The sequence below is a fragment of the Dyadobacter sp. HNCC25DJ185 genome (genome assembly GCF_056895195.1).
Window position 1 is genome coordinate 171265 of sequence record NZ_JBXHAR010000008.1, and the last position, 26471, is coordinate 197735.

General features: G+C 44.8%; 27 protein-coding genes. 13 read left to right on the forward strand and 14 right to left on the reverse strand.

Annotated features, from left to right (window positions below; genetic code table 11):
• Positions 1-78: 78 nt before the first annotated feature.
• The 4 genes from AC1XUF_RS22960 (at position 79) to AC1XUF_RS22975 (ending at position 3676) form a co-directional block, all read left to right on the forward strand.
• Positions 79-729 (forward strand): hypothetical protein, encoded by a 651-nt coding sequence (locus AC1XUF_RS22960; protein ID WP_483344186.1) that lies wholly within the window; start codon positions 79-81, stop codon positions 727-729.
• 7 nt (positions 730-736) lie between these two features.
• Positions 737-1417, forward strand: a complete 681-nt coding sequence (locus AC1XUF_RS22965; RefSeq protein ID WP_483344187.1) for a hypothetical protein — start codon at positions 737-739, stop codon at positions 1415-1417.
• A gap of 88 nt (positions 1418-1505) precedes the next feature.
• Positions 1506-2201 carry a GDSL-type esterase/lipase family protein gene (locus AC1XUF_RS22970; protein ID WP_483344188.1) on the forward strand — a complete coding sequence of 232 codons (696 nt, stop codon included), beginning with the start codon at positions 1506-1508 and terminating at the stop codon, positions 2199-2201.
• Between the two features lie 131 nt (positions 2202-2332).
• Positions 2333-3676, forward strand: coding sequence for an FGGY-family carbohydrate kinase (locus tag AC1XUF_RS22975; RefSeq protein ID WP_483344189.1), 1344 nt, complete (start codon positions 2333-2335; stop codon positions 3674-3676).
• A 3-nt stretch (positions 3677-3679) separates the two neighbouring features.
• Here AC1XUF_RS22975 and recG read toward each other — a convergent pair whose 3' ends face one another.
• Positions 3680-5800, reverse strand: a complete 2121-nt coding sequence (recG, locus tag AC1XUF_RS22980) for an ATP-dependent DNA helicase RecG (protein WP_483344190.1) — start codon at positions 5798-5800, stop codon at positions 3680-3682.
• A 190-nt stretch (positions 5801-5990) separates the two neighbouring features.
• On the opposite strand from recG, the gene AC1XUF_RS22985 reads away from it, so the two are divergent.
• Complete coding sequence (locus AC1XUF_RS22985) at positions 5991-6491, forward strand: DUF2911 domain-containing protein (RefSeq protein WP_483344191.1); 501 nt, start codon at positions 5991-5993, stop codon at positions 6489-6491.
• A gap of 79 nt (positions 6492-6570) precedes the next feature.
• Here AC1XUF_RS22985 and AC1XUF_RS22990 read toward each other — a convergent pair whose 3' ends face one another.
• From AC1XUF_RS22990 to AC1XUF_RS23020, 7 genes are all read right to left on the reverse strand, one after another.
• Entirely contained in the window at positions 6571-7113 is a 543-nt protein-coding gene (locus AC1XUF_RS22990; RefSeq protein ID WP_483344192.1) for a hypothetical protein, read from the reverse strand.
• Positions 7114-7263: 150 nt separating this feature from the next.
• Complete coding sequence (locus AC1XUF_RS22995; protein WP_483344193.1) at positions 7264-7560, reverse strand: winged helix-turn-helix domain-containing protein; 297 nt, start codon at positions 7558-7560, stop codon at positions 7264-7266.
• Positions 7561-7586: 26 nt separating this feature from the next.
• Positions 7587-8699: a hypothetical protein gene (locus tag AC1XUF_RS23000; RefSeq protein ID WP_483344194.1), complete on the reverse strand. Its 1113-nt coding sequence runs from the start codon at positions 8697-8699 to the stop codon at positions 7587-7589.
• 46 nt (positions 8700-8745) lie between these two features.
• On the reverse strand, positions 8746-9120 hold the full coding sequence (locus tag AC1XUF_RS23005) for a diacylglycerol kinase family protein (protein WP_483344195.1): 375 nt from the start codon (positions 9118-9120) through the stop codon (positions 8746-8748).
• Entirely contained in the window at positions 9095-9772 is a 678-nt protein-coding gene (locus AC1XUF_RS23010) for a DUF1361 domain-containing protein (RefSeq protein WP_483344196.1), read from the reverse strand. Before AC1XUF_RS23010 ends, AC1XUF_RS23005 begins: the two co-directional genes overlap by 26 nt.
• 98 nt (positions 9773-9870) lie before the next feature.
• Positions 9871-10782 carry an SMP-30/gluconolactonase/LRE family protein gene (locus AC1XUF_RS23015; protein ID WP_483344197.1) on the reverse strand — a complete coding sequence of 304 codons (912 nt, stop codon included), beginning with the start codon at positions 10780-10782 and terminating at the stop codon, positions 9871-9873.
• Between the two features lie 23 nt (positions 10783-10805).
• The gene (locus AC1XUF_RS23020; RefSeq protein ID WP_483344198.1) at positions 10806-11450 is read right to left on the reverse strand and encodes a thioredoxin family protein; all 645 of its coding nucleotides are present in this window, start codon (positions 11448-11450) and stop codon (positions 10806-10808) included.
• A gap of 359 nt (positions 11451-11809) precedes the next feature.
• On the opposite strand from AC1XUF_RS23020, the gene rplU reads away from it, so the two are divergent.
• The 6 genes from rplU to AC1XUF_RS23050 all read left to right on the forward strand — a co-directional run bounded on the left by rplU (position 11810) and on the right by AC1XUF_RS23050 (position 17024).
• Positions 11810-12121, forward strand: a complete 312-nt coding sequence (gene rplU / locus AC1XUF_RS23025) for a 50S ribosomal protein L21 (protein WP_483344199.1) — start codon at positions 11810-11812, stop codon at positions 12119-12121.
• Between the two features lie 72 nt (positions 12122-12193).
• Entirely contained in the window at positions 12194-12481 is a 288-nt protein-coding gene (gene rpmA, locus AC1XUF_RS23030) for a 50S ribosomal protein L27 (protein WP_483344200.1), read from the forward strand.
• 155 nt (positions 12482-12636) lie between these two features.
• Entirely contained in the window at positions 12637-13233 is a 597-nt protein-coding gene (locus AC1XUF_RS23035) for a NifU family protein (protein WP_483344201.1), read from the forward strand.
• An 88-nt stretch (positions 13234-13321) separates the two neighbouring features.
• Positions 13322-14431: a hypothetical protein gene (locus AC1XUF_RS23040; protein ID WP_483344202.1), complete on the forward strand. Its 1110-nt coding sequence runs from the start codon at positions 13322-13324 to the stop codon at positions 14429-14431.
• Positions 14432-14441: 10 nt separating this feature from the next.
• Positions 14442-15485, forward strand: coding sequence for a 2Fe-2S iron-sulfur cluster-binding protein (locus tag AC1XUF_RS23045; RefSeq protein WP_483344203.1), 1044 nt, complete (start codon positions 14442-14444; stop codon positions 15483-15485).
• Positions 15486-15959: 474 nt separating this feature from the next.
• Entirely contained in the window at positions 15960-17024 is a 1065-nt protein-coding gene (locus tag AC1XUF_RS23050; RefSeq protein WP_483344204.1) for a LacI family DNA-binding transcriptional regulator, read from the forward strand.
• Between the two features lie 11 nt (positions 17025-17035).
• Here AC1XUF_RS23050 and AC1XUF_RS23055 read toward each other — a convergent pair whose 3' ends face one another.
• From AC1XUF_RS23055 to rbfA, 3 genes are read right to left on the reverse strand one after another with little or no spacing between them, the layout of a single operon-like run.
• Positions 17036-19669, reverse strand: coding sequence for a M1 family aminopeptidase (locus AC1XUF_RS23055; RefSeq protein WP_483344205.1), 2634 nt, complete (start codon positions 19667-19669; stop codon positions 17036-17038).
• Positions 19670-19714: 45 nt separating this feature from the next.
• Complete coding sequence (locus tag AC1XUF_RS23060) at positions 19715-20941, reverse strand: FtsX-like permease family protein (protein WP_483344206.1); 1227 nt, start codon at positions 20939-20941, stop codon at positions 19715-19717.
• A gap of 18 nt (positions 20942-20959) precedes the next feature.
• Positions 20960-21343, reverse strand: a complete 384-nt coding sequence (gene rbfA, locus AC1XUF_RS23065) for a 30S ribosome-binding factor RbfA (RefSeq protein ID WP_483344207.1) — start codon at positions 21341-21343, stop codon at positions 20960-20962.
• A gap of 208 nt (positions 21344-21551) precedes the next feature.
• On the opposite strand from rbfA, the gene AC1XUF_RS23070 reads away from it, so the two are divergent.
• Entirely contained in the window at positions 21552-22964 is a 1413-nt protein-coding gene (locus AC1XUF_RS23070) for a hypothetical protein (RefSeq protein WP_483344208.1), read from the forward strand.
• Here AC1XUF_RS23070 and rpiB read toward each other — a convergent pair.
• Positions 22961-23392: a ribose 5-phosphate isomerase B gene (rpiB, locus tag AC1XUF_RS23075; RefSeq protein WP_483344209.1), complete on the reverse strand. Its 432-nt coding sequence runs from the start codon at positions 23390-23392 to the stop codon at positions 22961-22963. The two genes, AC1XUF_RS23070 and rpiB, sit on opposite strands and share 4 nt — an antisense overlap.
• Positions 23393-23517: 125 nt before the next feature.
• Between rpiB and AC1XUF_RS23080 the strand changes: the two genes are divergently transcribed.
• Complete coding sequence (locus AC1XUF_RS23080; protein ID WP_483344210.1) at positions 23518-24288, forward strand: LOG family protein; 771 nt, start codon at positions 23518-23520, stop codon at positions 24286-24288.
• Between the two features lie 29 nt (positions 24289-24317).
• On the opposite strand, the gene AC1XUF_RS23085 is transcribed toward AC1XUF_RS23080, so the two are convergent.
• On the reverse strand, positions 24318-25274 hold the full coding sequence (locus AC1XUF_RS23085) for a ComEA family DNA-binding protein (protein WP_483344211.1): 957 nt from the start codon (positions 25272-25274) through the stop codon (positions 24318-24320).
• A gap of 119 nt (positions 25275-25393) precedes the next feature.
• Positions 25394-26437, reverse strand: coding sequence for a DUF4097 family beta strand repeat-containing protein (locus AC1XUF_RS23090; RefSeq protein ID WP_483344212.1), 1044 nt, complete (start codon positions 26435-26437; stop codon positions 25394-25396).
• Positions 26438-26471 lie beyond the last annotated feature (34 nt).

The window sequence follows — 26471 nt, forward strand, 5'->3', positions numbered from 1 at the left end:
GTTAAATTAACCTAAATAGTACAGTGGTTACATTAACATGATTATATTGCTTTTAACTATTCACTTAACTTGAAAACCATGAAGAAACTTTTTATGATGACCCTGTTGTGCGCTTGTTGTCTGGCTGGCGAAGTTCACGCGCAATTGCAGAAAGGTGGTCGTTATTGGGGTGCCACTGTGAACTTTAACGGAGATCATCAAAAGGATAAGTATCCGCCCAATTTCAGTTCTAACACCGAACGGTTCAATGTTACGCCCTCCATTCAAGCGGGGTGGTTTTTCCGCGATAACAAAATGTTTGGGTTGAGACTAACCGGCTCGACGAACCAGTTTAAAAACAAAAACGAAAGTTCAGGCGGCGACTACAAATCCGGCTTCCATTACAGCAGTGTGTCACTGTCGCCTTTCATCCGCAACTACAAATCCATCAATGCCAAATGGGCCCTTTTTTTACAATCGGGTTTCAATGCTTCCTATATCTGGTCGAAGACCTACTCGGATCAACTTGAGAATAGCGTTGATGGCTATGCTGCTCAAATTTATGTAAATCCGGGCATTGTTTTCCGGATCACGCCCCGCTTCGCACTGGAATCTGATGTAAACGTACTTTCACTAGGGATGGGCTACACCCATTTAAACGGCAACTCATTCGATCTGAATGCCGGCGTTACTTCCTCGATCAGTCAGTATTTTGGCCTGCGTGCATCATGGTATTTACAATCTAAATAAGCCCGTCATGAAAAAGATCTTTTTACTCGCATTCCTCGCATTCGCATGTTCAATAAGCCATATACAGGCCCAGTTTACAGGCAAAAGATTCATTTCTGGCGACGCGGCCATTGGTTTTGGCATTAATAATCCCGACGATTCCAAAGCTACCAATGGATACAGCTACGGTATCCAAATAGGTTTGGGTAAGTTTAAAACGGAGACACGTGCTTCCGGCTGGAACCTGAACACCTCTCTGGCAGGCCGTAAAGAATATGTGATGGTCAACAATTCGCTCACTGCTGTTGATGGGATTCGGGGAGTGGGTTTCGGCGTCGGCCATTTCTGGCAATTTTACAAACACTTCAATGATCACTTTGGTATCTTCGGCGGGCCTGACATTGGCTTGGATTACGATTATAGCAAGAGTCTGACGGTGAATGGCAGTGAGGTATATGACGTGAAAGGCCATGCGGTTTCAGCTGCACTGGGTATCAGCGCGGGAGCTTATTATAAATTGAATGAAAGATGGTGGCTCCTGGGCTCCCTGGGATTTGCCAGGCCTGTTTTGCTCAAATATACCTCGTCGAACGCAGCCAAAAGGTTGAGTGACGATGAACAGATCACGCGCAATTTTACCTACGGGTTCGCGCCAGGTATTACTTTTCCAAATGTCGGTCTTGGTCTGAGATATTTTTTACGTGACTGATAATTGCGTCACCGCTTCAAAATAATCTCGTCATTTACATTAAAATCGAAGTAGATATGCCTTTTTCCGGCATATCTACTTTTTTAGAATGAAAAAATACCTGCTGGTCCTCTTTATTGGACTAAACGCTTGCCAGAGACAACCAGCCACAACCCAGCTCGCCGCTCCCTGGGAGCCCGATTACAAGCTCGACAGATCAGAAAGCGCGATCCTCGAATTTGAAAAAAAAGACGCTGAAAAAATGCCTGCACCGGGCGGTATCGTTTTTACTGGGAGCTCCTCGTTTACGAAATGGCAATCTGCGGCGCAGGACCTTGCGCCCTTACCGATTATCAATCGTGGTTTTGGAGGTTCTACACTGCCGGAAGTAATTTATTACGCGGACCGGACGATCACGAAATATCATCCCAAAACAGTAGTGATCTATTGTGAAAATGACATGTTCGGTTCAAAAAAGAAGACCCCGGAACAGGTTCGCGATGCCTATGTGCAACTCTGTAAACTGATCCGCGAAAAGCTGCCCGATGTGCGGCTGTACGGAATTTCACTCAAACCTTCACCTTCCCGCTGGGCCAGAAAAGATGAAACAATCAAAGCAAACCAGCTTATTCAGGATTATATCAAGACAGATCAGAAACACCAGTACATTGACGTATGGCCTGTCATGATCAAAAATGGCCGCCCCGACGGAAGTATTTTTGTCAGAGACAGTCTGCATATGAATGAGGAAGGCTACCGAAGATGGACACAGGTTTTGAAGCCAATTCTTGAAAAGACCAAATAGCTTCAAACGCGGGCGAGACGGGCCTTGCAAACATTTTACAAACAACAAATAAGGGTATAGGTTTTAACGTAAAGTCACTATATTAACCGAAAAATACATTCTCGGTTAAAAAGTGATATAGATTTCCAATAATGAAAGTAACAGCGGTTTTTGACATTGGCAGGACCAATAAGAAGTACGTACTTTTTAATGAAAAGTACGAAATAGTCGAAGAGTTTTCCGAGTATCTTCCCGAAACAACAGACGAAGACGGTTTCCCCACAGAAGATTGTGACTTGCTGACAAAATGGGTAAAAGATCATTGGGCTCAACTGCTTGAAAATCCAAAATACGATATCAAAGCAGTCAATGTTGCGGGTTATGGTGCCAGCCTTGTCCATCTGGATGCGGCCAACAAACCGCTTACCCCCCTTTACTCATACCTGAAACCCTTTCCTGAGGAACTATCGAAACAATTTTACAGCACTTACGGAGACCCAACCAGGATATCATTGCAAACCGGCTCACCCTCCATGGGTATGCTCAATTCCGGAATGCAGCTCTACTGGCTGAAATACACCCAGCCGGATATCTATAAACAAATTGTTACCACCCTGCATTTACCACAGTACATCCTTTATCTGCTGACGGGCCGCAAAGTCAGCGATTACACTTCCCTGGGCTGTCACACAGCGCTCTGGAGCTTCGAAATGTGGGATTACCACGATTGGGTAAAAGAAGAAGGGATTCACAAAAAACTTGCTCCGGTGCTTGCGTCATCTTCGTTCATTTATCGTCACGGGGATAAAGGGATCCAATCCGGATTTGGGCTGCACGACAGCTCATCTGCATTGATACCTTACAGAATGGCTGTAAAAAAACCGTTTGTTTTACTTTCGACTGGTACCTGGTGTATCAATTTCAACTCTTTTGCGTCCAAACCGCTCACCTCTTACCAGTTGGAACGGGATTGCATGAACTATCTTACCCCTGAGGGAAGCGGGGTGACCGCATCGCGCTTGTTTATGGGAAGGGAGCACGATTATCAGGTTGCGCGCATTGCCGAGTACTTCAGAGTAGCCCCCGATTTTTACAAAGGCGTTGTTTTCAACGACGAAATCCTGAAAGCGGACACACCACCGTTTTACACTGCCTGCATGACCGGCAACGGCCCATTCCCTGAGCCTAATACCCAGGAATGGCAGATCAGCGCTTTTGCATCTCCCGAGGCGGCATACCATCATCTGATCAAAGGACTCACCGAACTTCTATTTGTGTCGCTGAGCCTTGTGGCCGTAAATGACGTTCAAGCGATTTATATAGATGGTGGTTTTGCGAGAAATGAAATTTTCACCCGCCTGATCGCAAGGAATTTTCCTAATCATAAAGTTTACGCGACCGACTTGCCCTATGCCACTTCCCTAGGGGCAGCATTGCATGTTACACGTCCGCAGTCCTTTGAATTTTCTGGCGAAATTAGAGAAATCATTCCCTGACGCCTAGCTGATCCTGCCCCAGTTTGTTTCATCCTTTCGCAGGTTTTGCAAATGCATGCGAATAGGCTGGTTAACAGGCTGGAGCAGGTCAGGGTCCTGATTGAGGATCTCCTCGGCGGACGAGCGGGCCACTCTGAGAATTTCGCCATCCTGGGCCAGATTAGCCACCAGGAGGTCCACCAACCCACTCTGCTGGGTACCGGACATATCACCAGGCCCCCTCAGCTGAAGGTCTACTTCCGCAATTTCGAAGCCGTCGTTGGTTCGGCACATCGTTTCTATCCGAAGCTTGGTATCCTTGCTGATTTTGTAATCGGTGATCAGGATACAATACGATTGTTCCGCCCCGCGCCCCACCCTTCCCCTCAACTGATGCAACTGCGAAAGCCCGAATCGCTCTGCATTTTCTATTACCATAACGGAAGCGTTCGGAACATTCACGCCTACTTCTATGACCGTCGTGGCAACCATGATTTTGGTTTCGCCCCGCACAAAACGACCCATTTCATAATCTTTGTCCTGTGACTTCATTTTACCATGCAAAATGCTCAAAGGCACCTGGGGGAAAGATCTTGCCACACTCTCGTATCCATCCATTAAATCCTTCAAATCCATTTTTTCGGATTCTTCAATCAATGGATAAACCATGTACACCTGTCGGCCCTTAGCTATTTCCTCTTTCAAAAACCCGAAAACGGAAGTTCTGTGGGCATCATACCGATGCACTGTTTTGATTGGTTTTCTGCCTGCAGGAAGTTCGTTAATAGCCGATATATCAAGATCTCCATATAAAGTCATGGCCAGCGTCCGGGGTATAGGAGTGGCAGTCATCACCAACATATGCGGGTAAACCTTGTCATTCTTTGCCCATAACTTCGCTCTTTGTGCTACGCCAAAACGATGTTGCTCATCAATAATACACAGGCCCAGGTTTCTAAATTGGACGATATCTTCGATCAATGCATGCGTGCCGACAATGATATGTAAAGAGCCGTCCAGCAGCTGCTTATGGATGATCTCCCGCTCCTTCTTTTTCGTCGATCCCGTAAGTTTGGCGATCTGAATACCCAGTAAGTCCGCAAACTTTTTCAATCCCTGGTAATGCTGGTCCGCAAGGATTTCCGTCGGTGCCATCAAACAAGCCTGGGCATCATTATCCAATGCAAAAAGCATCGTTATAAAAGCGACAATTGTTTTCCCCGAGCCTACGTCGCCCTGTAGAAGCCGGTTCATCTGCTTGCCGGTTTTCAGGTCTTCGTGAATTTCATGTAAAACACGGATTTGCGCGTTGGTAAGCTGGAAAGGCAAGTAATTGTCGTAAAATGTTTTAACCAACATTGCATTCGAGAAAATCAGCCCGGGATACTCCGTCTTGTGAAGCAACTTATTCTTGATCAGCCTGAACTGATTGTAAAATAGTTCTTCAAATTTCAGCCTGCGCTGCGCCTGGTGAAGCCCTTGCGCATTTTGCGGGAGATGGAAATTCCAAAGTGCGTCCGCTTTGGAAATCAGGCGGTACTTCTGTACCAGATTTTCTGGTAGCGTCTCGCGGATATGTGGTCTGGAAATCTCCAGCAGGCTGCGTACCATTCGTGCCATGGAACGGCTGTCGATGAACCGTTTGCGCAGCTTCTCCGTCAGCGGGTAAATGGGTTGCCAATAGCCGCCCATTTCATTTTCGTGGGTAACGAGTTCGATTTCGGGATGTGTAATACTCCATCGCCCGCCAAAATTGACCGGTTTGCCGTAAACGACATAATCGGTGTTAACCCGGAGATTTTTCTGGTACCAGGCAATGCTTTGGAACCATACCAGTTCAAGTAACGCGGTACCATCCGTGAAATAGGCAACCAGCCGCTTTTTTGATCCCTCCCCGACCGTGGTCCATTCCCGCAGCTTTCCCTTGATCTGGGCGGCAGGCATTTGCTCACTAAGACTACGGATCTGGTGAAAAACGGTCCTGTCCTCATGGCGGAAAGGGTAATGCTGAATGAGGTCCCCAAATGTAAAAATATTCAGTTCCTGGTTTAGGAGAGCCGCTTTCTGCGGCCCGACACCTTTGAGAAACTCGATTTTTGTATCGAAAAAACGGGTGTTTACAGATGGGTTTGTTGCGGGCGTCATTGCTCAAATATAACTTGAAATCGCAAACAACGATGATTTGACCAAGCCGAAATGTTAATCAAAGTTAATGCTGCCGCTTAATACCCGATTGTCGGTTGAGCAGTTTGGTTCCCATCTTTTGAATGACTTATTTCGCTGAAATTTCATTTTTTGAGTCAACCAAAATCAATTAACTAATTCTTATCTTTTTATGAAAACAACACTTTTTTCTGTTTTCCTTACTTTGCTTGCGTTTACATGGGCTTCGGCGCAAAGCCCCCACGTTAGTGCAGATGGTAAAAACATCGAGATCACTTACGGTCAACCGTCGAAAAGAGGCCGGGTCCTTTTTGGAAAAGCTGGGAGCGGAAGTTTGGAATCCTACGGAAAAGTATGGCGGATTGGTGCGGATAGTGCAACCGTAATCACCTTCAAAAAGGACGGAACTTTTGCCGGAAAGCCTGTTAAAGCAGGTTCTTATACATTTTTCGCAATCCCTGATGAAAAAGAGTGGACGATTATTTTAAACAGTCAGCTGCATCAGTTTGGTGCATATTCTTACGAAAAATTTAAAAGCAAAGATATCTTGAAAGTTACGGTACCTAACAAGGTTTATCCTGCTGTACAGGAGAAACTGACATTCACGGTAAAAGATACTTCCCTGGATTTCCAATGGGATAAGGTTGGCTTTTCGGTGCCTGTGAAGTTTTAATTTATTACTGATCATTCAAAAAATGCTTTAAGAACGATGTTCTTAAAGCATTTTTTTATTTTAGTCTTTATTCGGGAGATCACCAACTAAACTCCTCATACTTTACCGCACCTACGTAATGAGCTGATACTTTTTTTGAATTGATGATTAGCGCAACATCGATTACGGACTGCCCATTCTTTGTTTCTATTCTTAAACTTCCCTGACTAATGTCATTGCCGCCCAGGCCATCCAACATGACTTTATCGTTAGGTTGCCCGTATTTCAAAATGACATTGTGAAATTTCCTCTCGACAAGATCCTTAAGGTCTTTACTCTTTCTGAATTCATACTCACCGTCGTTTAAGACTGTTGTATTCTTTCCTACAAGATATTGGATAACCAGGAAATTATCCTCTACATAGTTCACCAAGTCAATTTGAAAATTTGTCGTACCATTTACTTCCTCAAAAGTGATAAGCGCATCATTTAGCGAGTAATATTTGCCGTCAACGTGGATAAACGACTCGATAGGTGGCGTATCGACAGGCTGTTCAGGATCATTTTTTTTACACGATGCAGATATAGTCAGAACAAAGAATAAGACGAAAATATGGTAAAGGACCCTCTTGTAGTTACACATGTGAATCAAAGGTTAAAGTTAATTTCGAAAGCCAACAAACTAGCTTATTTAGATAACTAACCCTCATTCATTTACCAACCGACACGACCTATTTATCCGGCGGTGATGCACAATAACTTAATTATATTGGATATCATTGGGCCCACACCACTACAAATTCTCCCGGATCATATTCTCCAATACCTGCAAATGATCCGTAAAAGCCTTATGCCCCAGTTCTGTGGCTTTGTAAGTCGTCAGAGGTTTTCTTCCGGCGAATTGTTTTTGAAATTCAATGTATTTCGTCTCTTCCAATGCTTTCAAATGAGACGCCAGGTTCCCGTCCGTCAATTGCAGCAAATCCTTCAATTCGTTGAAACTGAGGTAATCATTTACAACCAGTACCGACATAAGCCCGAGTCTTATTTTACTTTCAAAAACCTTATTGAATTTCTCTAACCACTCCATTGACCAACCTTTGTTATCACCAGAAATTATTGATTGGCTTCCATGAAAAGCATTGCGTCACGATTCCGCAACCATACGGCCTGATCCCTTTGGTTGTTGGCCTGCACAGTCAGTACCGATGAAACAACGCCTGTTCCTAATGATACCCAAAAGAATCTTCTCAGATTATCCCTGTTTCCGGATATCAGAGAAATAATCGATCCTGCCGAACCTGCCAGGGATATAACCAAACCGATGCTTCTGGTACGACGGGACCTCAGATACAGGGCCAACCCTTCGGGAGAAATTGAAAATTCCCGGGCCAATGCCTTTTGACCAGCATAGAGCACGTTATTTTTGACAAAACTATTTCCATTTCGCATGTAAATAGTCTCCCTGTCATACCATTTTCTCGTTTGGCTAAGCGTAGTATCTACCGGGATTTGTGCACTGCCAGTGAATGAAGCGGACAAAAATAACAGAACAAACAGACCTGCCCCTCCGATTTTAGCGCCTGCTGCCTTCTCGCGGTCATACCGGTTGTGCATGGTCAACCCGTAAATGATGTGCAGGACGCCAAACCCCAGCGCCCAGAAAAGTAGCGAATATCCTGTAAAGAAAAGTGCAATGCATCCCAATACAATTTCTGAAATACCGAGATAGAATACCTCCGGAAAAGTAAAGCGGCTTGCATTGACCAAAGCCAGTCCGTAAAACAGCAATGTAGCAGGAAAAACAAGCCAGATAAACCCGTAATGTAACATAGCCAGGCAAAAGATCCCGCCAGTTGAAAGGGGGATCAACATACTGACCAAAAGCCTCTTAGAGCTCCCATTCCACAAGGTAAGCCCCTTTTTCCTTCCTTTCCTAACCGTGAAAATAATGCCGGCCGACAATGAAAAGGCGAGCACCAGAAATCCGTCGGTCAACAAAAACCGGATCAGGTCTGCACGTGAATGCCCATCTGAACTGACAAAGGGCATCAGGATTTCGGTAAGCCAGCCTGCTTTGAAACGGATATAAGCCGCTGCCGCTCCGATCAATGCGAAAATGCCTGCAAAGACGCCGCTAAGTCCGCTGAGAGAAAGAAATTTAGAAGATCGCTCCATTAAGTTCCTTATCTCGGCCAGTGTATGCAAAGAATCCTGATTAGGGTTCATAAGTCAGGTAAAAGTAAAAATTGGTTCAGATTAAAGATTTCAAAAATCAGAAATACGTCAGAAGCTTGGGAATGAAAATGATGCCGCCGACAATGATCGCAGACATTGCCAGGATGAGAACACCCGCAGCTGCTGTATCCTTCACTACTTTGATGATGGGGTGGTATTCGGGCGAGACTAAATTCGCAAGCTTCTCGATTGAGGTATTAAACGCTTCAGCAGCCCAAACGAGGCCGATTTGAATCACGATCAGCACCCATTCGACCGGAGAGATCTGAAAGAAAACCCCCGCTACGATCACCAGAATGCAAGCCACCAGGTGAATGCGTGCATTGTTTTCGTAGCGGAATAAGCTGTAAATACCCACACCTGCATAGCGAAAGCTGCGTAATGCCTTAATAATATCGATGGGACCCTTCATGCTGTTTTAATTCTGCAAAAATATGGAACGCAAAGTACAACAACATCAGGACGAACGAAAACGAGAATGTGTGTTTAATGGCCAGCGGATCCGTCATACTAACCAGAATACCCTTCGCCAGAGATCCAGGCTGTGTCACGATGTCCCAGCTGTTCCACCTTCCATAGCGCCCCAGAAAAACACCAAAGCCACTCAAAAATATAGACACGGCCACGATCATCCAAGCCAATCGTCCACTCCAGCGGTGTGAAATAATCCTGTGGACGATCCGGATACTATACAAGCCGGTAAGGCAGCCTGCCACTGAAAATGTGAAAATCATCAGCGCATCGTACCATATCATGTGCTCGGGCACGCCGCGCAAATGTTTCAGATCGGTAATGATGTAGGGCGCATTTGGGAAAAACAGCAGCCAGATACAAAGATAAATCGCCAGTAACCAGAACGGTAATGCCTGTTTTGCTTCCTGTTCCCAGACCAATTTGATGAAAACCAAAGGTATCCACGCCAGAAAAAGGTTCCAGGCCAGGAAAATAAAATGCCAGTTCTCGATGAGGACCCGCATGGCCAGCAAGGTTACTGCGGCGGCGGATACAAATGCCAGCAAGGCCACCTTTTGGTTACCCTGCAAATAGCGCGCTAATTTTTCCAATGTCATAAGCGATAAAAAAGTACTTTGTTTTGCAAAGTAAATATAATCCCGACTTTATTCAAAGAGGTCGGAATATGACTCACCGGATTTTCAGGAAATTACTTTTTGCTGTTTTCAGCAAATGCTTTCATCATCGCCCATTCGCGGCCTGCCGTTTTAGCGCTGAAAGTCTCTAGACAACCTCTGTCCTGGAGGGTAATGTAGCATGTTGTACCGTTTTTGCCGCCGAAGCAAATATTGGAAACTTTTTTTCCAATGGTCTGAATGGTTTGTATCACCTTCCCTTCCGGCGAAAGCACGGCCACTTCACCTTTGCCATGCCTGGTAATATATAGGTTACCATGAACATCACAACGCATACCGTCCATTCCGCCGTCTTCAAATTGATGCAGCAGTTTTTTATTGGACAAGGAACCGTCCGGAGCCAGATCGAAAACCCAGACATTTCTTTGCACGCTCTCATTCACGTACAACTTTTTCTCGTCGGGGCTCACATCAATCCCATTGGTCGTCCCCATGTTTTCCGCAGCAAGCGTTACCTTCCCCTCCGGGGAAATATGCCATATCTGACCAGTACTATCTTTCCAATTGGGATCCGAACAAAAGATGTGGCCTGTACCTGTGACCGCGAGGTCATTCGGCTGGTTCATTTTAGGTTCATTGGCAAACACCGAGACGTCCCTGGTAAGCAGGTCTACTTTGAGGATATTGTGCCCAGTAAAATCAGCAACGTAGAACGTATTTTTATTCACAAAGCGAATTCCATTGCCAGTGCTTCCTTTCGGTAGGGTCACAAAAAAGCTGGCGCTCCCCCTCTTGTTGATCTGGGCGATAGTACCGTCCCTTGCAAAGTTTACAGCATACACGTTGCCATCTTCATCAACTGCCGGTCCTTCGCAATTATTGGTGAACTCGCCTTCGTTAGAAAATTTCTTGCTTTTGGTTTGCGCCATTCCTGGATGAATGAAGATAAGAAGGGCTGGAATCAGGAGAGTAAGAAGTCTAGTCATAAAGTACTGGATAAAAGAATCAATTACTGGTTTTTCCATTTAATTGCACATCCGATTGGCTTGGTAACAGTTGTTACTACTGGCTTGGCACCAAGCAGATTGGTCACCGCTTCATCGACATAAAGCTTGGTAACACCGGCTGGATCCTGAGGGTTATCGTCGATCATACCCAAATAACGTACTATAAATTTTGTTCCGGCTTTTTGAAGAACATAAACTTGTGGCGTTCTGCCGACCCCGAACATTTTGGCAACCTGCTGTGCATCGTCAACAAGATATGGATATCCGTAACTTTTTGTCGATGCCCGTTCTTTCATTTTTTCAAAAGTGTCGTCCTGATGTGTGCCAGGATCGCTCGGATTGATTGCAATGACCGGAAACCCCTGAGAGGCGAATTTTCCGTTCAATGCGATAATCCTGTCTTCATAAGCCTTTGCAAAAGGACAATGATTGCTGGTAAAAATCACAATTACCCCTTTTGCATTGTTATAATCGGAAAGCGAGACCATGTTTCCGTCGGTATTTTTCAATCTGAAATTGGCGGCAGCATCCCCTATCTGATAACCCGCCTGACCTTGCTCGCCTGCCGAATTCTCCAGATCAAGTGAGTTGGACTTATTAAACAGGCCAATCCATAGAAGTACCGAAAGCCACAGACCAATTTTCATTTTTTTATTTATAGTAATCATTTTTGGTTGGACACCTTATCTGGCTAAAAGTAACAATTGAAGCTGTTAAATTTTGTTAAGCCATTTACGCGATCTTAAGCATTTAACGGTTTAGATCCCTGTGACCATATAAAGGTAAGATTTTGTCTATCTTTAACGATATATAGTAATCATTATAGCGAGCGACTAAGTCCAAAGCAACCCATAATGACTTTCCTCCTCCCTTAGCCGAATATTTCAAACACTACCCATATCAGGTTAAAAACTATGCAATATTCTCGTTAATGCATTGTAATTCTGCATTTAGCTAATTATCTTTGCACCTCGTTTTTGAATCCAGTATACAATCAATTATTAACATGTACGCAATCGTAGAAATCGCAGGTCAGCAATTTAAAGTTGAAAAGGGTCGCGAAATCTTCACGCATAGGCTTGAAGGTGACGTGAACGCTGCACTTGTATTTGACAAAGTCCTCCTCGTTGATAACGAAGGCGCAGTACAGGTAGGTCTTCCGACAGTAGCAGGTGCTTCTGTTAAAGCAACTGTTCTTGAACACCTTAAAGGTGAAAAAGTGATCGTCTTCAAAAAGAAAAGACGTAAAGGGTACAGGGTCAAAAATGGCCATCGCCAGTATCTGACCAAAATCAGTATCGACGAAATCGTTGCCTGACTTTTTCATGGACCGTCGGTAAGGGTTGTCTTTTTATTTAATCAAGAAATTATCATTAATAGTTAAGATATCATGGCACATAAGAAAGGTGTAGGTAGCTCAAGAAACGGACGTGAATCGGAAAGCAAGCGTCTGGGCGTAAAATTGTTCGGTGGCCAGCTTGCTAAAGCAGGTAACATTCTGGTTCGTCAGCGTGGAACGAAACACAATCCAGGTAAAAATGTGGGTATCGGTCGTGACCATACTCTTTTTGCATTGGTAGACGGCAATGTTGTTTTCCGCAAGACTCGTGAGAACAGATCGTATGTACATATCGAGCCAGTTGCTGCTCCTGTTGCCGAAGTGGTTGCAGAAGCGTAGTCGTTTGGCTCAATAACCAGATTTCAGTAAAGCCCGTCAGACGCATTGTCTTACGGGCTTTTTATTTGACTTATAAATAGGACATCTCTAAACCAAAAGTCCCATTTACTTGTTTGCCGACTATAAAGTTATTTACCCATTTTCTGAATCTCACAATGCTTACACGCCCGGTTTTTGTATATACAGAGTTAAGCCCGAACCCGAATTCGATGAAGTTCGTCCTGAACTTCGAGCTTGTTCCCGACGGCCTGTCATTTGACTATCCGTCGCTGGAAGCAGCGTTAGAGGAGGGGAAAGCTTCCCCATTAGCATCGGACCTTTTTCAATTTCCTCATGTAAAAAGGGTTTTCATAGCTAGTAACTTCGTCACGATCACCAAAGACGATTCCATTGCGTGGGAAGAAGTTTTGCGTGATACAAAGCAGTTTATCAAGATCTATTTCGAAGAAAACCATCCTGTTTTTGCACAAAAGACAATTGACACCAACACTTTGATTGTGGATGCAAGGGATTCTGACACAGTGCAGAAAATCAAGGCCGCACTCGATACCTATGTTCGTCCCGCGGTTGAATCGGACGGTGGGGCGATCAATTTTCACTCGTTCAATGAGGAGTCCGGAGTGGTAAAAGTTTTATTGCAGGGTTCCTGCAGCGGTTGTCCATCTTCAACGCTTACATTGAAATCAGGAATTGAAAACTTGCTGACCCGCATGGTTCCGGATGTAAAAGAAGTAGTAGCGGAAGGCGTCTGACCTGTCATTTTTGAATTGGGAGCCCTGTCTGACCGACGGGGTTTCTTTTTTTATTCCGTTTTGTTAGTTTCGGCGCATGAAGCAGCCCATGCAGAAGTTTATTGAACAAATAGGACAACTGCAGTCCAGAGGGGATTCGGTTTTTCCGGAAGGGATCTTTCCAGCAAAAAGAGTTAACTCCGCTATCGGCTACGAAAGATCCGACACCACGATCTTCTTCTCCGCGATCATTTGTTTTACTTTACAATCCATACGTAAAAACACCAGTCCTGTGCTCAGGTCGCAGATCGATCAGATTTGCTCAGGAGTGACCCGGAACTATCTGGATTTCCAGAATAAGGATGGTCTCAAAACTTACAATTTCTGGAAGACCAAACCGTCACGCCATTTTCCCAATGGTCATGTATTCCATCGTTTTGACCATTTCAGAATACCAGATGATATTGACGATACAGCATTTATATACCTCACAACCCATCCTGCCGAGGACGAATTGCATTGGCTGAAGAACAAACTGGCGGCTCATGCAAATGGGGCCCGAAAATACATTCGGAACACTTATCAAGAGTACAGGCATTTGCAAGCATACTCTACCTGGTTTGGGAAAAACATGTATGTTGAGTTTGACGTAAGTGTATTAAGCAATATGCTCTATTGTATTCTTTATTACAGACTTCCATTCGGCAAAAATGATGAGGATAGCCTGCATTACATTCGTTCCGTTATCGAAACAAGGCGGTATATCGAAGCACCGTTCCGCTGTGCCCACCAGTATCCACGAACGCCACTGATCGTCTATCACGTAGCACGGCTTATGGCTACTTTTGATCCGGAGGCTTTGCAACCAGTCCGTGAGCAATTCATTGCAGATGTCCTGTCTCTGCATGATGCGCCACAGAGTAAGATGGATTCTGTTATCATTTCGATATCCCTGATGCGACTCGGAGTCAGGACACAACGGATTGCAGTGGAAAATTTTACGCCAGAAGATTTTAAGGGGTTCTTCTTCTTCATTGCGGGCTTACTGACAGCTTATGAAAACCCCTTGCTTTACCGGTTGTCCGTTCTTCCGTTATTTCACATGCACTGGGTCTGTGAAGCACATTGCTGGACTTTACTTGCAGAATACGAGGCGATTTGGAATGATCTGGAAGAATGTGCGGATAACGGATCACTCACCAAACCTGCAACGCATTAGCTCAGTACCTATGACCGACTCCATCATATCGTTACGTGTAAAACAGATCAAAAATGAAGGGGATGAAGCCAAAACATTCATTTTCAAAAAAACGGACGGGCAACGGCTTGATTACCAAGCGGGCCAGTTCCTCACTTTTTTAATCCAAATACATGGGCGTGAGGTTCGTAGATCCTATTCAATGAGTTCTGCACCCGATGTGGATGAAAATATATCTATTACAGTAAAGCGCGTTCAAAATGGAGAGATCTCGCGTTTTTGGATCGACCGTGTACAGGTTGGCGATGTCTTCAAAGCATTACCCCCGTCCGGAAGGTTTACATTGGAAAAGTCATTTGAAAAAAGAGACATTGTCCTGATCGGGGCTGGCAGCGGGATCACACCTCTTTTCTCACTCCTGAAACAAACGCTCAAAACTAATGAGCAAAGCCACGTTACCCTGATATATGCCAGCAGAAATGTCAAGACGACACTATTTTGGACGGAAATAGAGACCTGGCGCCAACAGTTCCCCGAAAGATTACAAGTGATCCATATACACAGCCAACCAACCGATGAATGGAACGGTATCAGAGGCAGGATCAACAATACGCGGCTGGAGCAAATGATCAATAAGTCATTGCGCTTCGGAAAACAAAATGCGCGGTTTTTTATCTGCGGCCCTTCCGATTTAATGCGGTCGACGGAAATCACATTGCATTTTTTGGGTTTTTCCAACGCGCAGATCAGAAAGGAGAATTTCGTAATTACGTCCCCTCCCCCACCGCCACCGGAATCTTTCCCTCACAAAATATTACTGCATTTCCGCGAACAGCTTTACAACCTGTTGGTGCCCGCACATACCACAGTCTTAGACGCAGCACTGGCCAGCGGAATCCAACTACCGTATAGTTGTAAGGGTGGTAGGTGCTCTACCTGTGCCGGGATTTGTAAAACAGGAAAAGTGCATATGAGCATAAACGAGGTGCTGACAGACCATGATCTGCATGACGGCTGGGTGCTTACCTGCTCTGCCTATGTAGACAGCGACGATGTGATTATTGAAATTCCATAAAACAAAAAGCGTACGACCCTATCGTACGCTTTCCCGGATTTAGGATTAGATGCTATAAAGCTTATTACTTATGAAAAGGTTAAAGGTTAGGCTTCAAGATATAAGAGCAAGGAAAAGTCGGGTTATTGACTTATTATATTCGGGATATTTTAATTGCAGTAACAAAATCTGCCAGGGTTAAACCTGCACACAAAATTAGTTGTAAAATTGGTATATCCTAGTAAACTTAGAGATAGTGTTCGAACACACCACTAAAAACTTGCACCGTGACCGTACCCGATTCAACGAGTCAGACCAATTCGCAGGGGAAGTGACGTGATGTGTTTTTCTTGTTATATCACGAAAGTCATAAAATTAATAAGGAAAATGCACTTTATTTCAAACTTATGAAGCAAAGTGCAACTTTAGGGCATGTTCATCATTAGTTATTAGCTTTGCAAGCTTTTAAAAAAAAGGTCGCTGAATAAAATACATGTGAAAAAGAGAATTGTCAGAATAAAAGATATAGCAGAAAAGGCCCAAACTTCTAAGGGCACGGTGGACAGGGTTTTGCATAATCGTGGAAGGGTAGCGGAAGATGTGCGTGAAAGAATTTTAGGCATTATCAAAGAATTGAACTATGAGCCTAATTTTATAGCGCAGTCACTCAAATCCCAGCGGAACTTCAACCTTGCCGTATTGATCCCCGATCCAAGCCTGGATTCCTATTGGGAGGCGCCCAAAACGGGTCTGGAAAAAGCCGAAAAGGAGTTACGCCAGTACGGGGTTTATATCACCCAGTTCATCTTCAACTCACACGATGACAAATCATTTATCGAAAAGGCACATGAAGTAACCCAGGAGCATCCGGACGGATTGCTCATTGCACCTATATTTTACAAAGAGGCATTACCCTTCTTTAAAGAATGGGCCGCTCTCGATATCCCCTATGTGCTTTTCAACACCCAGATCGAACATGTAAATCCTTTGTGCTACATCGGTCAGGATTCGTACAGGAGCGGATCCCTGGCCGCGAAAATACTGAATTTCGGATTGCAATCGCCTGGAAGCATACTGGTAGCGCACGTAGATGAAGATATATCCAACTCCGCTCATTTGATGACCAAAGAAGACGGGTTCAGGGACTATTTTAACAACAAGGTCGGCGGACCCGATTTTAAAATTATCAGCAAAGAGATAAACTTTCCGGAAGGTCACCTGATTGACGGCCAGTTGGATGAAATTTTAGAAGAAAACCCTGATCTGAGAGCTGTGTATGTGACCAATTCAAAGGCGTTCGAAGTTGCTGCCTATCTCGAAAAAAAACAGATTAGTGATATTAAGCTGGTCGGTTATGACCTCGTAGAACCCAATCTGAAATACCTCAACAAAGAGATTATTAATTTTCTGATCAATCAAAATCCGCTCGGACAAGGCTATTGGGGTATTCACCAGCTAGCAAATCACCTGGTTTTCAAAAAGGATATCCAGCCGATCAAATTCTTACCGCTGGATATCATTACGCGGGAAAATCTGGATTACTATCTGGAACCGCAGTAGGCCCCGGCAATCTACAAATCACCAAACTGACTGTACATTTCCTTTAACTTGGGCTCGGTTTCTTTGGCTCGGATATCTTTACGTAACGAAGTTACACCCTGTATATCCGTCAACAGACCTAATGCCTGAAAAGCGCCAAACCTTACAAAGTAAGAAGGATTGTCGCGCGCGAGTCCCTCGAGCACCGGAATGCTCTTTCGTTGAATATCCTGCTTGGATTTGATAAGGTACTTCCCGAAGACCTGAAGAAAGTTATATTTTTCTGTTGGCTTCATCGACTTCATTTTATCCAGGAACCAGTTAAATCGTTCTGGCTGGGCAAGCCCTGCGTAGTAGTTGGCCACCGAGGTTACGATGGCATCATTAGGGGAATTTTCAAATTGTGCCGCAATCTCGTTCGCATCATTCGGTTGTCCCATCAAATACTTTTCGATTGCCACTGAAACGACCTGATAAGAGCTGTCACTTAATGCTTCCCTGAAAATTGGGTCGCTGTTATTGTCCCCGAACGAAGCCAGTGTGATAATCGCCTCGGAACGTACCTGCGGATGCGGGTCGAGACGGGCCCGGCTTTGGATTTTTTTTTCGATATCCGCAAATCCTGCGCCATCATATTCTGCGAAATTGCTGATCGCCATTTGACGGAATTTCCAGAAAGGGTCGTCCATGGCTTTTACCAGAATATCCCTGACCGTAGTGTCGGCAAGTGCTCCCTCTAATTGAGAAAGTGCCTCATATTTGTGTAAAAAACGATCGGAATGGAGATACTGGAACGCCATTTCCGGTCGGCTTTTTTCATGCTCAACTACACCTAATAATTGTGCCTCAGCGTCAAAAATAACTACATCGGGCTTTTTTGCGGCAGGAAATTCGAGTGTTTGATTGGCCTTATCGATCACAACATCAAATTGATTCTTTTTGCCAGCCACCCAAACGTCGATTTTAAGGGGTAACCGATAAACAGTTGTCGCAAGCGTGTCCTGGGTTTGCTTGATTTTCAGGACTACTTTACCGGTAGCGGCAATATAGTCCTGTTGAATTTTCAATAAAGGGTGTCCGGGCCTGTGAAACCATTGATCAAAAAACCAGTTCAGGTCCTGTCCTGTGATTTTCTCAAAAGACTCACGCAGGTCGTCAATTTCGCTAGTTCCAAACGCGTGTGTCCGAAGATAGTCCTGCAACGAGCCAAAAAAAGCATCGTCCCCTACGTATGCCCTCAACATGTGCAGAATGCGCCCTCCTTTGGCATAGGAATGACTGTCGAACATATTCTCCCGGTCCTTATAAAAATACCGGATCAGCGGCTCCTGTTTTGTTTCAGATTCAACGAGGTAGCTTTTCACCTCCTGGAGGTTCCCCCAATCGGCTTCATTTTTACCATCATTATATTCACTCCACAGGTATTCGGAATAATTGGCAAATGATTCATTGAGCGGAAGCTGCCCCCATTCTTCACAGGTAACATAATCGCCGAACCAATGATGTGCGAGTTCATGTGCAATCACGGCATCTGAGTTACCATCGACAAGTGAGCGCGTGTCATTTTGCACGCCTTCCTCGTGAACCGTGGCAGTAGTATTTTCCATCGCGCCGGCCACAAAATCCCTCACTGCTATTTGTGCATATTTCTGCCATGGAAATTCGACACCAAAAATATTGGTAAAAAAGCCCATCATCTCAGGCGTACGGCCGAAAATCGCATGCGCATCTTTCCCATATTTTGGTTCGACATAGTAACTTAATTCCAAACCATTGGGCATCATATCCTTTGCAACTGCAAAATCGCCCACTGCAAGCATCGCCAGGTATGGGGCGTGGGGCAAAGTTTGCTTCCAATGATCTGTACGCAATCCTTTTTTTCCTTCTTTCTGCTCAACCAGCAGCCCATTTGACAGTGTTTTGTACGTACTGTCAACTGTAAGATAAAAATCCTGGGTGAATTTTTGATTGGGAGCATCAATGGTCGGGAACCAGCAAGAACTGCCCTCAGTTTCTCCTTGCGTCCAGATCTGGCGCGGCTTTCCCTCATCCATTCCGTCCGCGTTGATAAAGTAAAGTCCTTTATCCGACGGACTGTCGTCGGGTTTGCCCCTTGGCACATCATTGGGACGCGCCACGTAGTCTATTTTAACAAAAAGCGTGTCTTTCCAGGTGTAGCTCCTTCCAAGTTTGATGACCAATCTCCTCTTATCGTAAGTATAATCGAGCTTTTTGGTAACCTTTGCCGCGATTTCTTCACTGCTCAGGTCACCGTAATCGCCAACAGTGTCCAATAGAACTACGCCCTTAATGTCAAAACCCTTTGCATCAAGTTCAAGTGTGTTTTGCGGATAAAAATGAGATTTGAATTTCAGGACTGCCGACGCCGGCACCTGCTGCTTTACCCAATCAAACTGTAAATCCAGACGTGTATAGAGAATATCACTTTTCTTCGTTTTCGCAGGTCTGTAGGGACCCTTGGGAGTTATCGTCCCCGGGTTTCTTCTATAAACAGTATCCGCAGGGACGTGGTGACCCGAAGCCGTTATAACGAGAGGATAACAAAGAAAAATTCCAAAAAATATCAAGATCAATCGGCTCAAAAAAAGTCCCTTGTAGTGACCGGTCATATCTGATTTCAGATTGATTGCTAGGTTGTAAGTCAAAGTATTTCAGTTAATAGAGCGTTGCTTTTTATCCTGATGATGTCACTAAACATGTAAAACCTGACCGGCGTCTGCCGCTCTTCTGGCAGGAATGTAGGACACCAGCATGGTTATGATAACGACAATAACGCCGGTATAGAGTATGTCTCCCCATATTAATTTGACCGGATATGCGTCCACCAATGATGTTGTCATTCCCATTGATACAAACCCATACCTGATTTGCATCCAGCAAATCAGCACACCGCCGCACAATCCGACAATAGCTCCCGACAATGCCACTATTGCGCCTTCGGCCATGAAGATTCTGCGGATCAGAGATGGATTTGCACCAAGGGCGTATAACATGGAAACATCTTTCTTCTTCTCAATCGCCAGCATGCTGAGCGAGAAAAAAATGTTAATTGCAGCAACTAAAATAATCAGTGACAGGGTAACTGCAACAAAAAGCTTCTCCATTTTTATGGCCCGGAGCAAATCCGCATTCAAGGAATCCCTGTCTTTCACAACAAACTGTCCGCCAAGTTTTTCAGAAAGGTCCTCACTGACCTGTTTTTCGGTATACCCTGCTGCGACGCGCACTTCCAGGGCCGATCTTTCGCCGTCGTACTGCATGAGTGAATCAACCAGGGCAATAGGTGCAATGACATAATCGTCATACCGGGTTTCAATAAAAAATATTCCTCCTGGCCGTAAAGTCAGCTGGCTGAATGCTTCCGGGGAGTTCAGGTTCAAAACCTTTGCACTGATCCTTGGATAAAGCAGTTCAAGAGGCGTGAGAATATCTTCCAGGGAAATGGACAACGCATTGCGGATCCCTTCCGCAATGATCGCATATGGGGTACCATTGGAACCATATAATTGGAGGGAACCTTCAATGATCGCGGTATCCAATTGATTTTGCTTTTCAAAAGTGCTGTCGACACCTTTTAGCCGGACGATAATCTGCTGGTTCCCATAACGGGCCAATGCATTGTCTTCAACAACTTGTGTTACCAGCTTGACACCTTCCGCGGATTTGATCTTCGCTATTAACTGTTGGTTGACCACGAATCTTTTACCTGTAGCCGGGGTAACTTTAATATCCGCGTCAAAAGTTTTGAAAATTTTCCGGTTCAAATCCTCCATGCCGTTAAAAACGGATAGCACCACTACCATAGACATCGTTCCCACTGCCACACCAGCCATAGCAATTCGGGCTATGACACTGATAAAGCTTCGTTTGTTTCTAGAAAAAAAATAACGGACCGCAATCCGGTAAGAAAGATCCATGATCGTTGTTGCTTGGCATCAATGGGTTTCTTCTTCCTCGTCGGGCTGAAGCGGCGGAATGACGATATCGGAAAACAGCAGATCCATTTTCGCAGCGTATTCAGCAGTGTCGTCAATATAAAATTGCAGATGAGGAACGATCCGAAGCTGATGACGTACTCTTTCGGCCAGCTTCTGGCGTATAAAGCGGGTATTTTCCTTGATCGTTTCCAGTAAGATGGTCTTCTTTTTTTCGGGCAGAAAGCTCAGATAAGCTCTTGCAATGCTGAGATCAGGCGTAACCCTTACAGCGGTGATGGTTACAAAAGAACCGTTTGTTAAATGCTGGGCATCTTTTTGAAAAATCTCTCCCAAATCCTTTTGTATCTGCCTGCCTACTTTTTGTTGTCTTTTTGATTCCATTTTTTAAGAATATTAACGGAGGGATCTGTCAATCGCCTGCTTCCACTATCCCGTTCCTGCAAGTTAGGGTCCATGTAAACCTACATTTCCTAAATCATTCCCACTCCTTCCAATAAGCACAAATATCCGTACTTATTTTGTTTTTGTAGAACGCGGAGTTGTAATTTCGTGAAAGTTATTCCCGTAAGATACATAATCCACTTAGTACTTGCTCAGTTTTTTTCGCGTTAACGCACGGTATCAGACCATCAGTCTAGTAGTTTTTTTTCTACTATTGCGGCTCCCGTTTTTTTTGGGCGGTGCCCCATTGCTGATACCGGAGCTAAGCTGGATGCTGGTGGGTGAACAAATGGGACGGGGATTTATGCTTTACCGGGATATCTGGGATAACGTGAGTCCTTTCTCTGGCTTAACCTACTGGCTCATAGACGGCCTGTTCGGAAGGACACAATGGGCATACCAGTTGGCCGCGATGGCGGTTTCGATTGTCCAGATCCTTTATTTCAATTATGTAATTCATTCCAGGGAGGTTTTCCCTGAACGTACTTTCCTGCCCGGCGCACTATACGCGCTGTTCCTCAACATCTCATTCGATATGGGCACGCTGTCACCCATGCTGATGGCCAATACATTTCTTTTGTTTGCTTTTGGATCAATCGTTAAAATATTGGTGAAGCGTGAAGTAACAACCCAAGTTTTCGAAATGGGCCTGTATATCGGTATCGCGACCTTATTTTATCTACCGGCGTCGTTATTTATGATCTGGGCCTTTTTGGCTTTATTATTCTATACTGGCTCTACATTCCGTCATCATTTGCTGGGCCTCTTCGGCTCTATTTTTCCGCTCTTGATGGTTGTGCTTTTCTTTTATTTGAACAACGGCGTTGAGAGCCTGAACAGAAACTTACTTACCTCGGTTTTTCAGGCTAAACAATATAACCTCAACGATTTTTCATCCTTATTTGCATCGCTTTTACTACCGCTGGGATTTGGGGTAATGGGTTTTATGCGGATCTTCACAACGCTAAGATTTGTCAACTATCAGACCAGGATACAGCAAGTGATGGCGCTGTGGTTTATTATAGCGGTTTTTACGATTCCCCTTATGCAGTTCATGGCACCCATGCAATTTGTAATTTTTGTTCCGCCGGCTGCATTCTTTGCGACGCACTACTTTCAAAGTTTCAAGAAAAACAGCTGGGCCGATGAACTGCAGTTTACGTTCATGGGTGCAGTAATTATACTGATCCAATATCAAGGATTAAGAGGCTTTATTCCTGGGATTTCGATGGGTAAACTTGAAAACCTGAGGGCTAAATCCGCAGACCTTCCGGAACAGATACGCTACAAGAGGATACTCGTATTAGGGCAACACTCAGGCGAATACATCGACAACTTCACCGCAACCCCCTATCTTAACTGGGAGCTCGCCAGCTACGACTTACGTAATCTCGACAATTTCGACAGCGTTATCCACGTATACGACAACTTCAAAAAGGACCCGCCGGATTATGTAATCGATAAGGTCAATATTATGCCGAAACTGCTGAGTCGCGTTCCGGCATTGAAAAAACAATACGGGTTGAGCCCGTGGAAGGGTATTTACCAAAAACTAGATTAGCAGGAAATTTTATCAACCCGCGTCTGGTGACGACCTCCTTCAAATTCTGTAGTTAAAAAAGCTTCCAGGCTTGCCAATGCTATTTCCAGCTCAATGAACCTGACTGGAAAACAAATAACGTTCGCATCATTATGCTGGCGTGCCAATGCCGCAAGTGGCAGGTCCCAAACCAACGCCGCCCGGATACCCTGATGCTTGTTGGCAGTAATGCATACGCCCTGCCCGCTTCCGCAAAGCAAAACTCCTTTTTCGAATTCTTTGCTCTCTACTGCGTTTGCGACAGGATGTGCGAAATCCGCATAGTCGGCAGAATCGGGACTATAGGTACCAAAATCCTTTACTTCGAACCCGTTGGCGGTGAGCCATTCAATGATCGGCTCCTTGTAAGGAAAGCCAGCGTGATCCCCTCCAATAGCAATTTTTCTCATTACTTTTTTGTTAATTGTGACCCGCTTCTTTCAAAATGACGGGAGATAGGGTGAAAAGATGATACTTTTAGCGATAATGGCAAAGTTACTATTATCGGTTCAACAACTAAAATGAGTTCGTTAAAATGAGTGAGGAAGTAAAACCAACCCATGCAGAATTAGTAGACGTGTCTCTCCTGAACCCTGCGGTTCCTGAGGATGAAAAAAGAATCAAAGAAGCATTTGAGGACAGAAATTGGAATGAGATAAAAAGTGCCGATTCGTGGGTTGTATTTAAAGTAATGGCCGAATTCGTCGAGGGTTTTGATAAGCTCGCTAAAATCGGACCCTGTGTTTCCGTCTTTGGCTCTGCCCGTACGTTACCCGACAACCCGCATTACAAAACTGCGGAAGAAATAGCAGCCAAACTCGTGCGGCACGGCTACGGTGTCATCACCGGTGGCGGGCCCGGTATCATGGAAGCCGGTAACAAGGGGGCCTTCGAACAGGGCGGCAAGTCCGTGGGGCTCAATATCAAACTCCCTTTTGAGCAGCATAGCAATATTTATATTGACCACGACAAGAGTATTAATTTTGATTTTTTCTTTGTCAGGAAAGTAATGTTTGTGAAATACTCTCAGGGATTCGTCGTCATGCCTGGTGGCTTTGGAACGCTCGACGAATTATTCGAGGCCATGACCCTGATCCAGACCAAAAAAATAGGCCGTTTCCCGATTGTCCTGGTCGGAAGCAGTTATTGGTCGGGGTTGTTAGACTGGATCAAAACCACCATGCTAACAGAAAAAAACATCAACCCGGAAGATTTGAAGCTGATCAGCATAGTAGACACGCCCGACGAAGCAGTAAAAGTGATAGACGCCTTTTATTCTAAATATCTTTTAAAACCAAACTTCTGATTATTCAAAAATAGGGTCGGCTACCCACCTCAGAAAGACAGATATGGCTCTATTTTTTTGAGCAGACTTTCATCCAGTACTTTGGTTTTTCTCAAATCGTCCAGATTTTGGAACGGCCCATGCTGATTCCGGTAATTAATGACGACTGCCACCACTTTCCGGTCTCTCAAATAGCTATGCTTGCCCAGATCAGCAGCTGTTGCAGTATTCAGATTCATTTTATGCACAGGGCTGACCACCTTTGCATAATGATGAAGCTCTGCAAGCGCAATAGAGTCCAGGCCGAAAATCTCAGCATATTGACTGGTGGAATAAAAGCCACCTAATGCGTCACGAAATTTCAGGATACGCAATGAGAGCTTGCTACCAATGCCCCGCAACTTCACCAATTGAACCGTGTCAGCCGTATTGATGTCAAATGTTTCCAGAACAGGCTTTCGAAAGGGCTCGCTGGTTTTAGTATTGGTGCTTTCTTTTGCTGGAATTTCATCATTGGCCGGCGGCACATCTGAAAGAACAATGTGGCTTTCGAGCCGCTGGTATAATTCAGCAGGAAAATCGTAAATCTTCATCAGATCTTCTTTCCGCCGGAATTTCCCACCCTTGCTCCTGAACTTTTCTATTCTTTTTGCCAGAAATACCGGCATTCCAAGTTCTAACAATCTATGGTAAGCAACAGTATTGGGATCAAAATTAAAAAGCTTCGCGCCGGTCTTGATCCTGCCCGCAAATTCATTTCGGGGATACAATTTGCGTTTTTCCCTTTGAAGCCGATGTTTCTGTTCCAATTCCACTGCAATGCTATCCAGCATTTTGATATCAATTGGCTCTGACATGGGCGGAAAAAGCGGGAGTATCCATCTTCGAAAAATAAAAGGTGCCCATACCAGAAAAAAACAAGCTGCCATCAGCGCGAGGGCTCCACGCGCTTCTTTTCTTGAAATGCCGAAATGGTCTTGCAGACGTTCAACGATTGTTCTAAACATATACCAAAGAGAGTGATTTCTAATTGGACGTATGTTGATGCGTTTGGTAACGGGCAGTCATAAAAAAAGCATAGGATGAAGCCGAAACCCCATCCTATGCCTGCTGATATATTATTAACTTACTGGTTCACGGAGACACTTCCGCTGCTGGCTGAAAGTGTGACAGGAATTCCGCCTCCGTTTAATTTGCCCTGAACGCGGTCCTTTTCAACTTGTCCGTCGAAATTTTTCAATGGAATAGAAACGCGGTTTCCCTTCAGATCCAGGTCAACACCTTTGTCCAAAGGCATCGTCACCCGAACACTTCCAGCTGAGCTATGCAAATCGACATACTTACCCAGTTTCGCCAATTCTACCTCAATGCTTCCCGCACTTGTACTTGCTTTCAGGCTGCCCGAAACATTAGCCAAATGCACTGAACCACCCGAAGTGCCTGCATCCAATGCGCCGCTGATGTTATCGCCTTTAACACTTCCTCCGCTGGTATGGGCATATACTTCACCGTCGATACTTTGCAACTGAATGCTTCCTCCAGAGGTTTTCAACTCGATTTTACCTTTCAGATCATCCGCCTTGATACTTCCGCCGCTGGTATGCAATTCTATTTCATTGCTGCAATGCGAAACTTCGATGCTTCCGCCCGACGTCTTTCCATGGATAATACCGCTCAGATCGTTGATTTTCAAGCTACCTCCGCTGGTCGCGAAGTTCTGTTCGCCAGTTAATGATGCGATTTTGATGCTGCCGCCGCTTGTTTTAAGGAATGTAGCCACATTTCTTGGCGTGTAAACCTTGAATGCAATCGATATACCTTTCTTGTTGTCCCATGGGATGTTGGGTTTTCTTTTGGCGGTAGCCACTACCCTGTTCCCTTCCGTTCCGATCAGGATATCGTAGTCTTCCAGCCGGTCTTCGATTTCTTCTTTTGAGGGTTCCTGTTTGCCGTTCCAGTTATTCGCCTTGACAAACATATCAACCTTGAAGCCTTCGCTCTGGCCGCCCGTAACAGATATGGAACCACCCGAGGTTTCAACGGAAAGTTCGGTCAGGGATTTGCTGGTAAAATTCTTGGTAACATAAGGCTGATCGTTGTCAGACTGTGCACGACATGCGACAGATACGAACAGAGTGAGCACTATCAGAAGTAAAGCGTTCTTTTTCATGATTAAAAGATTTGTTTTTCACAATGATGCCAAA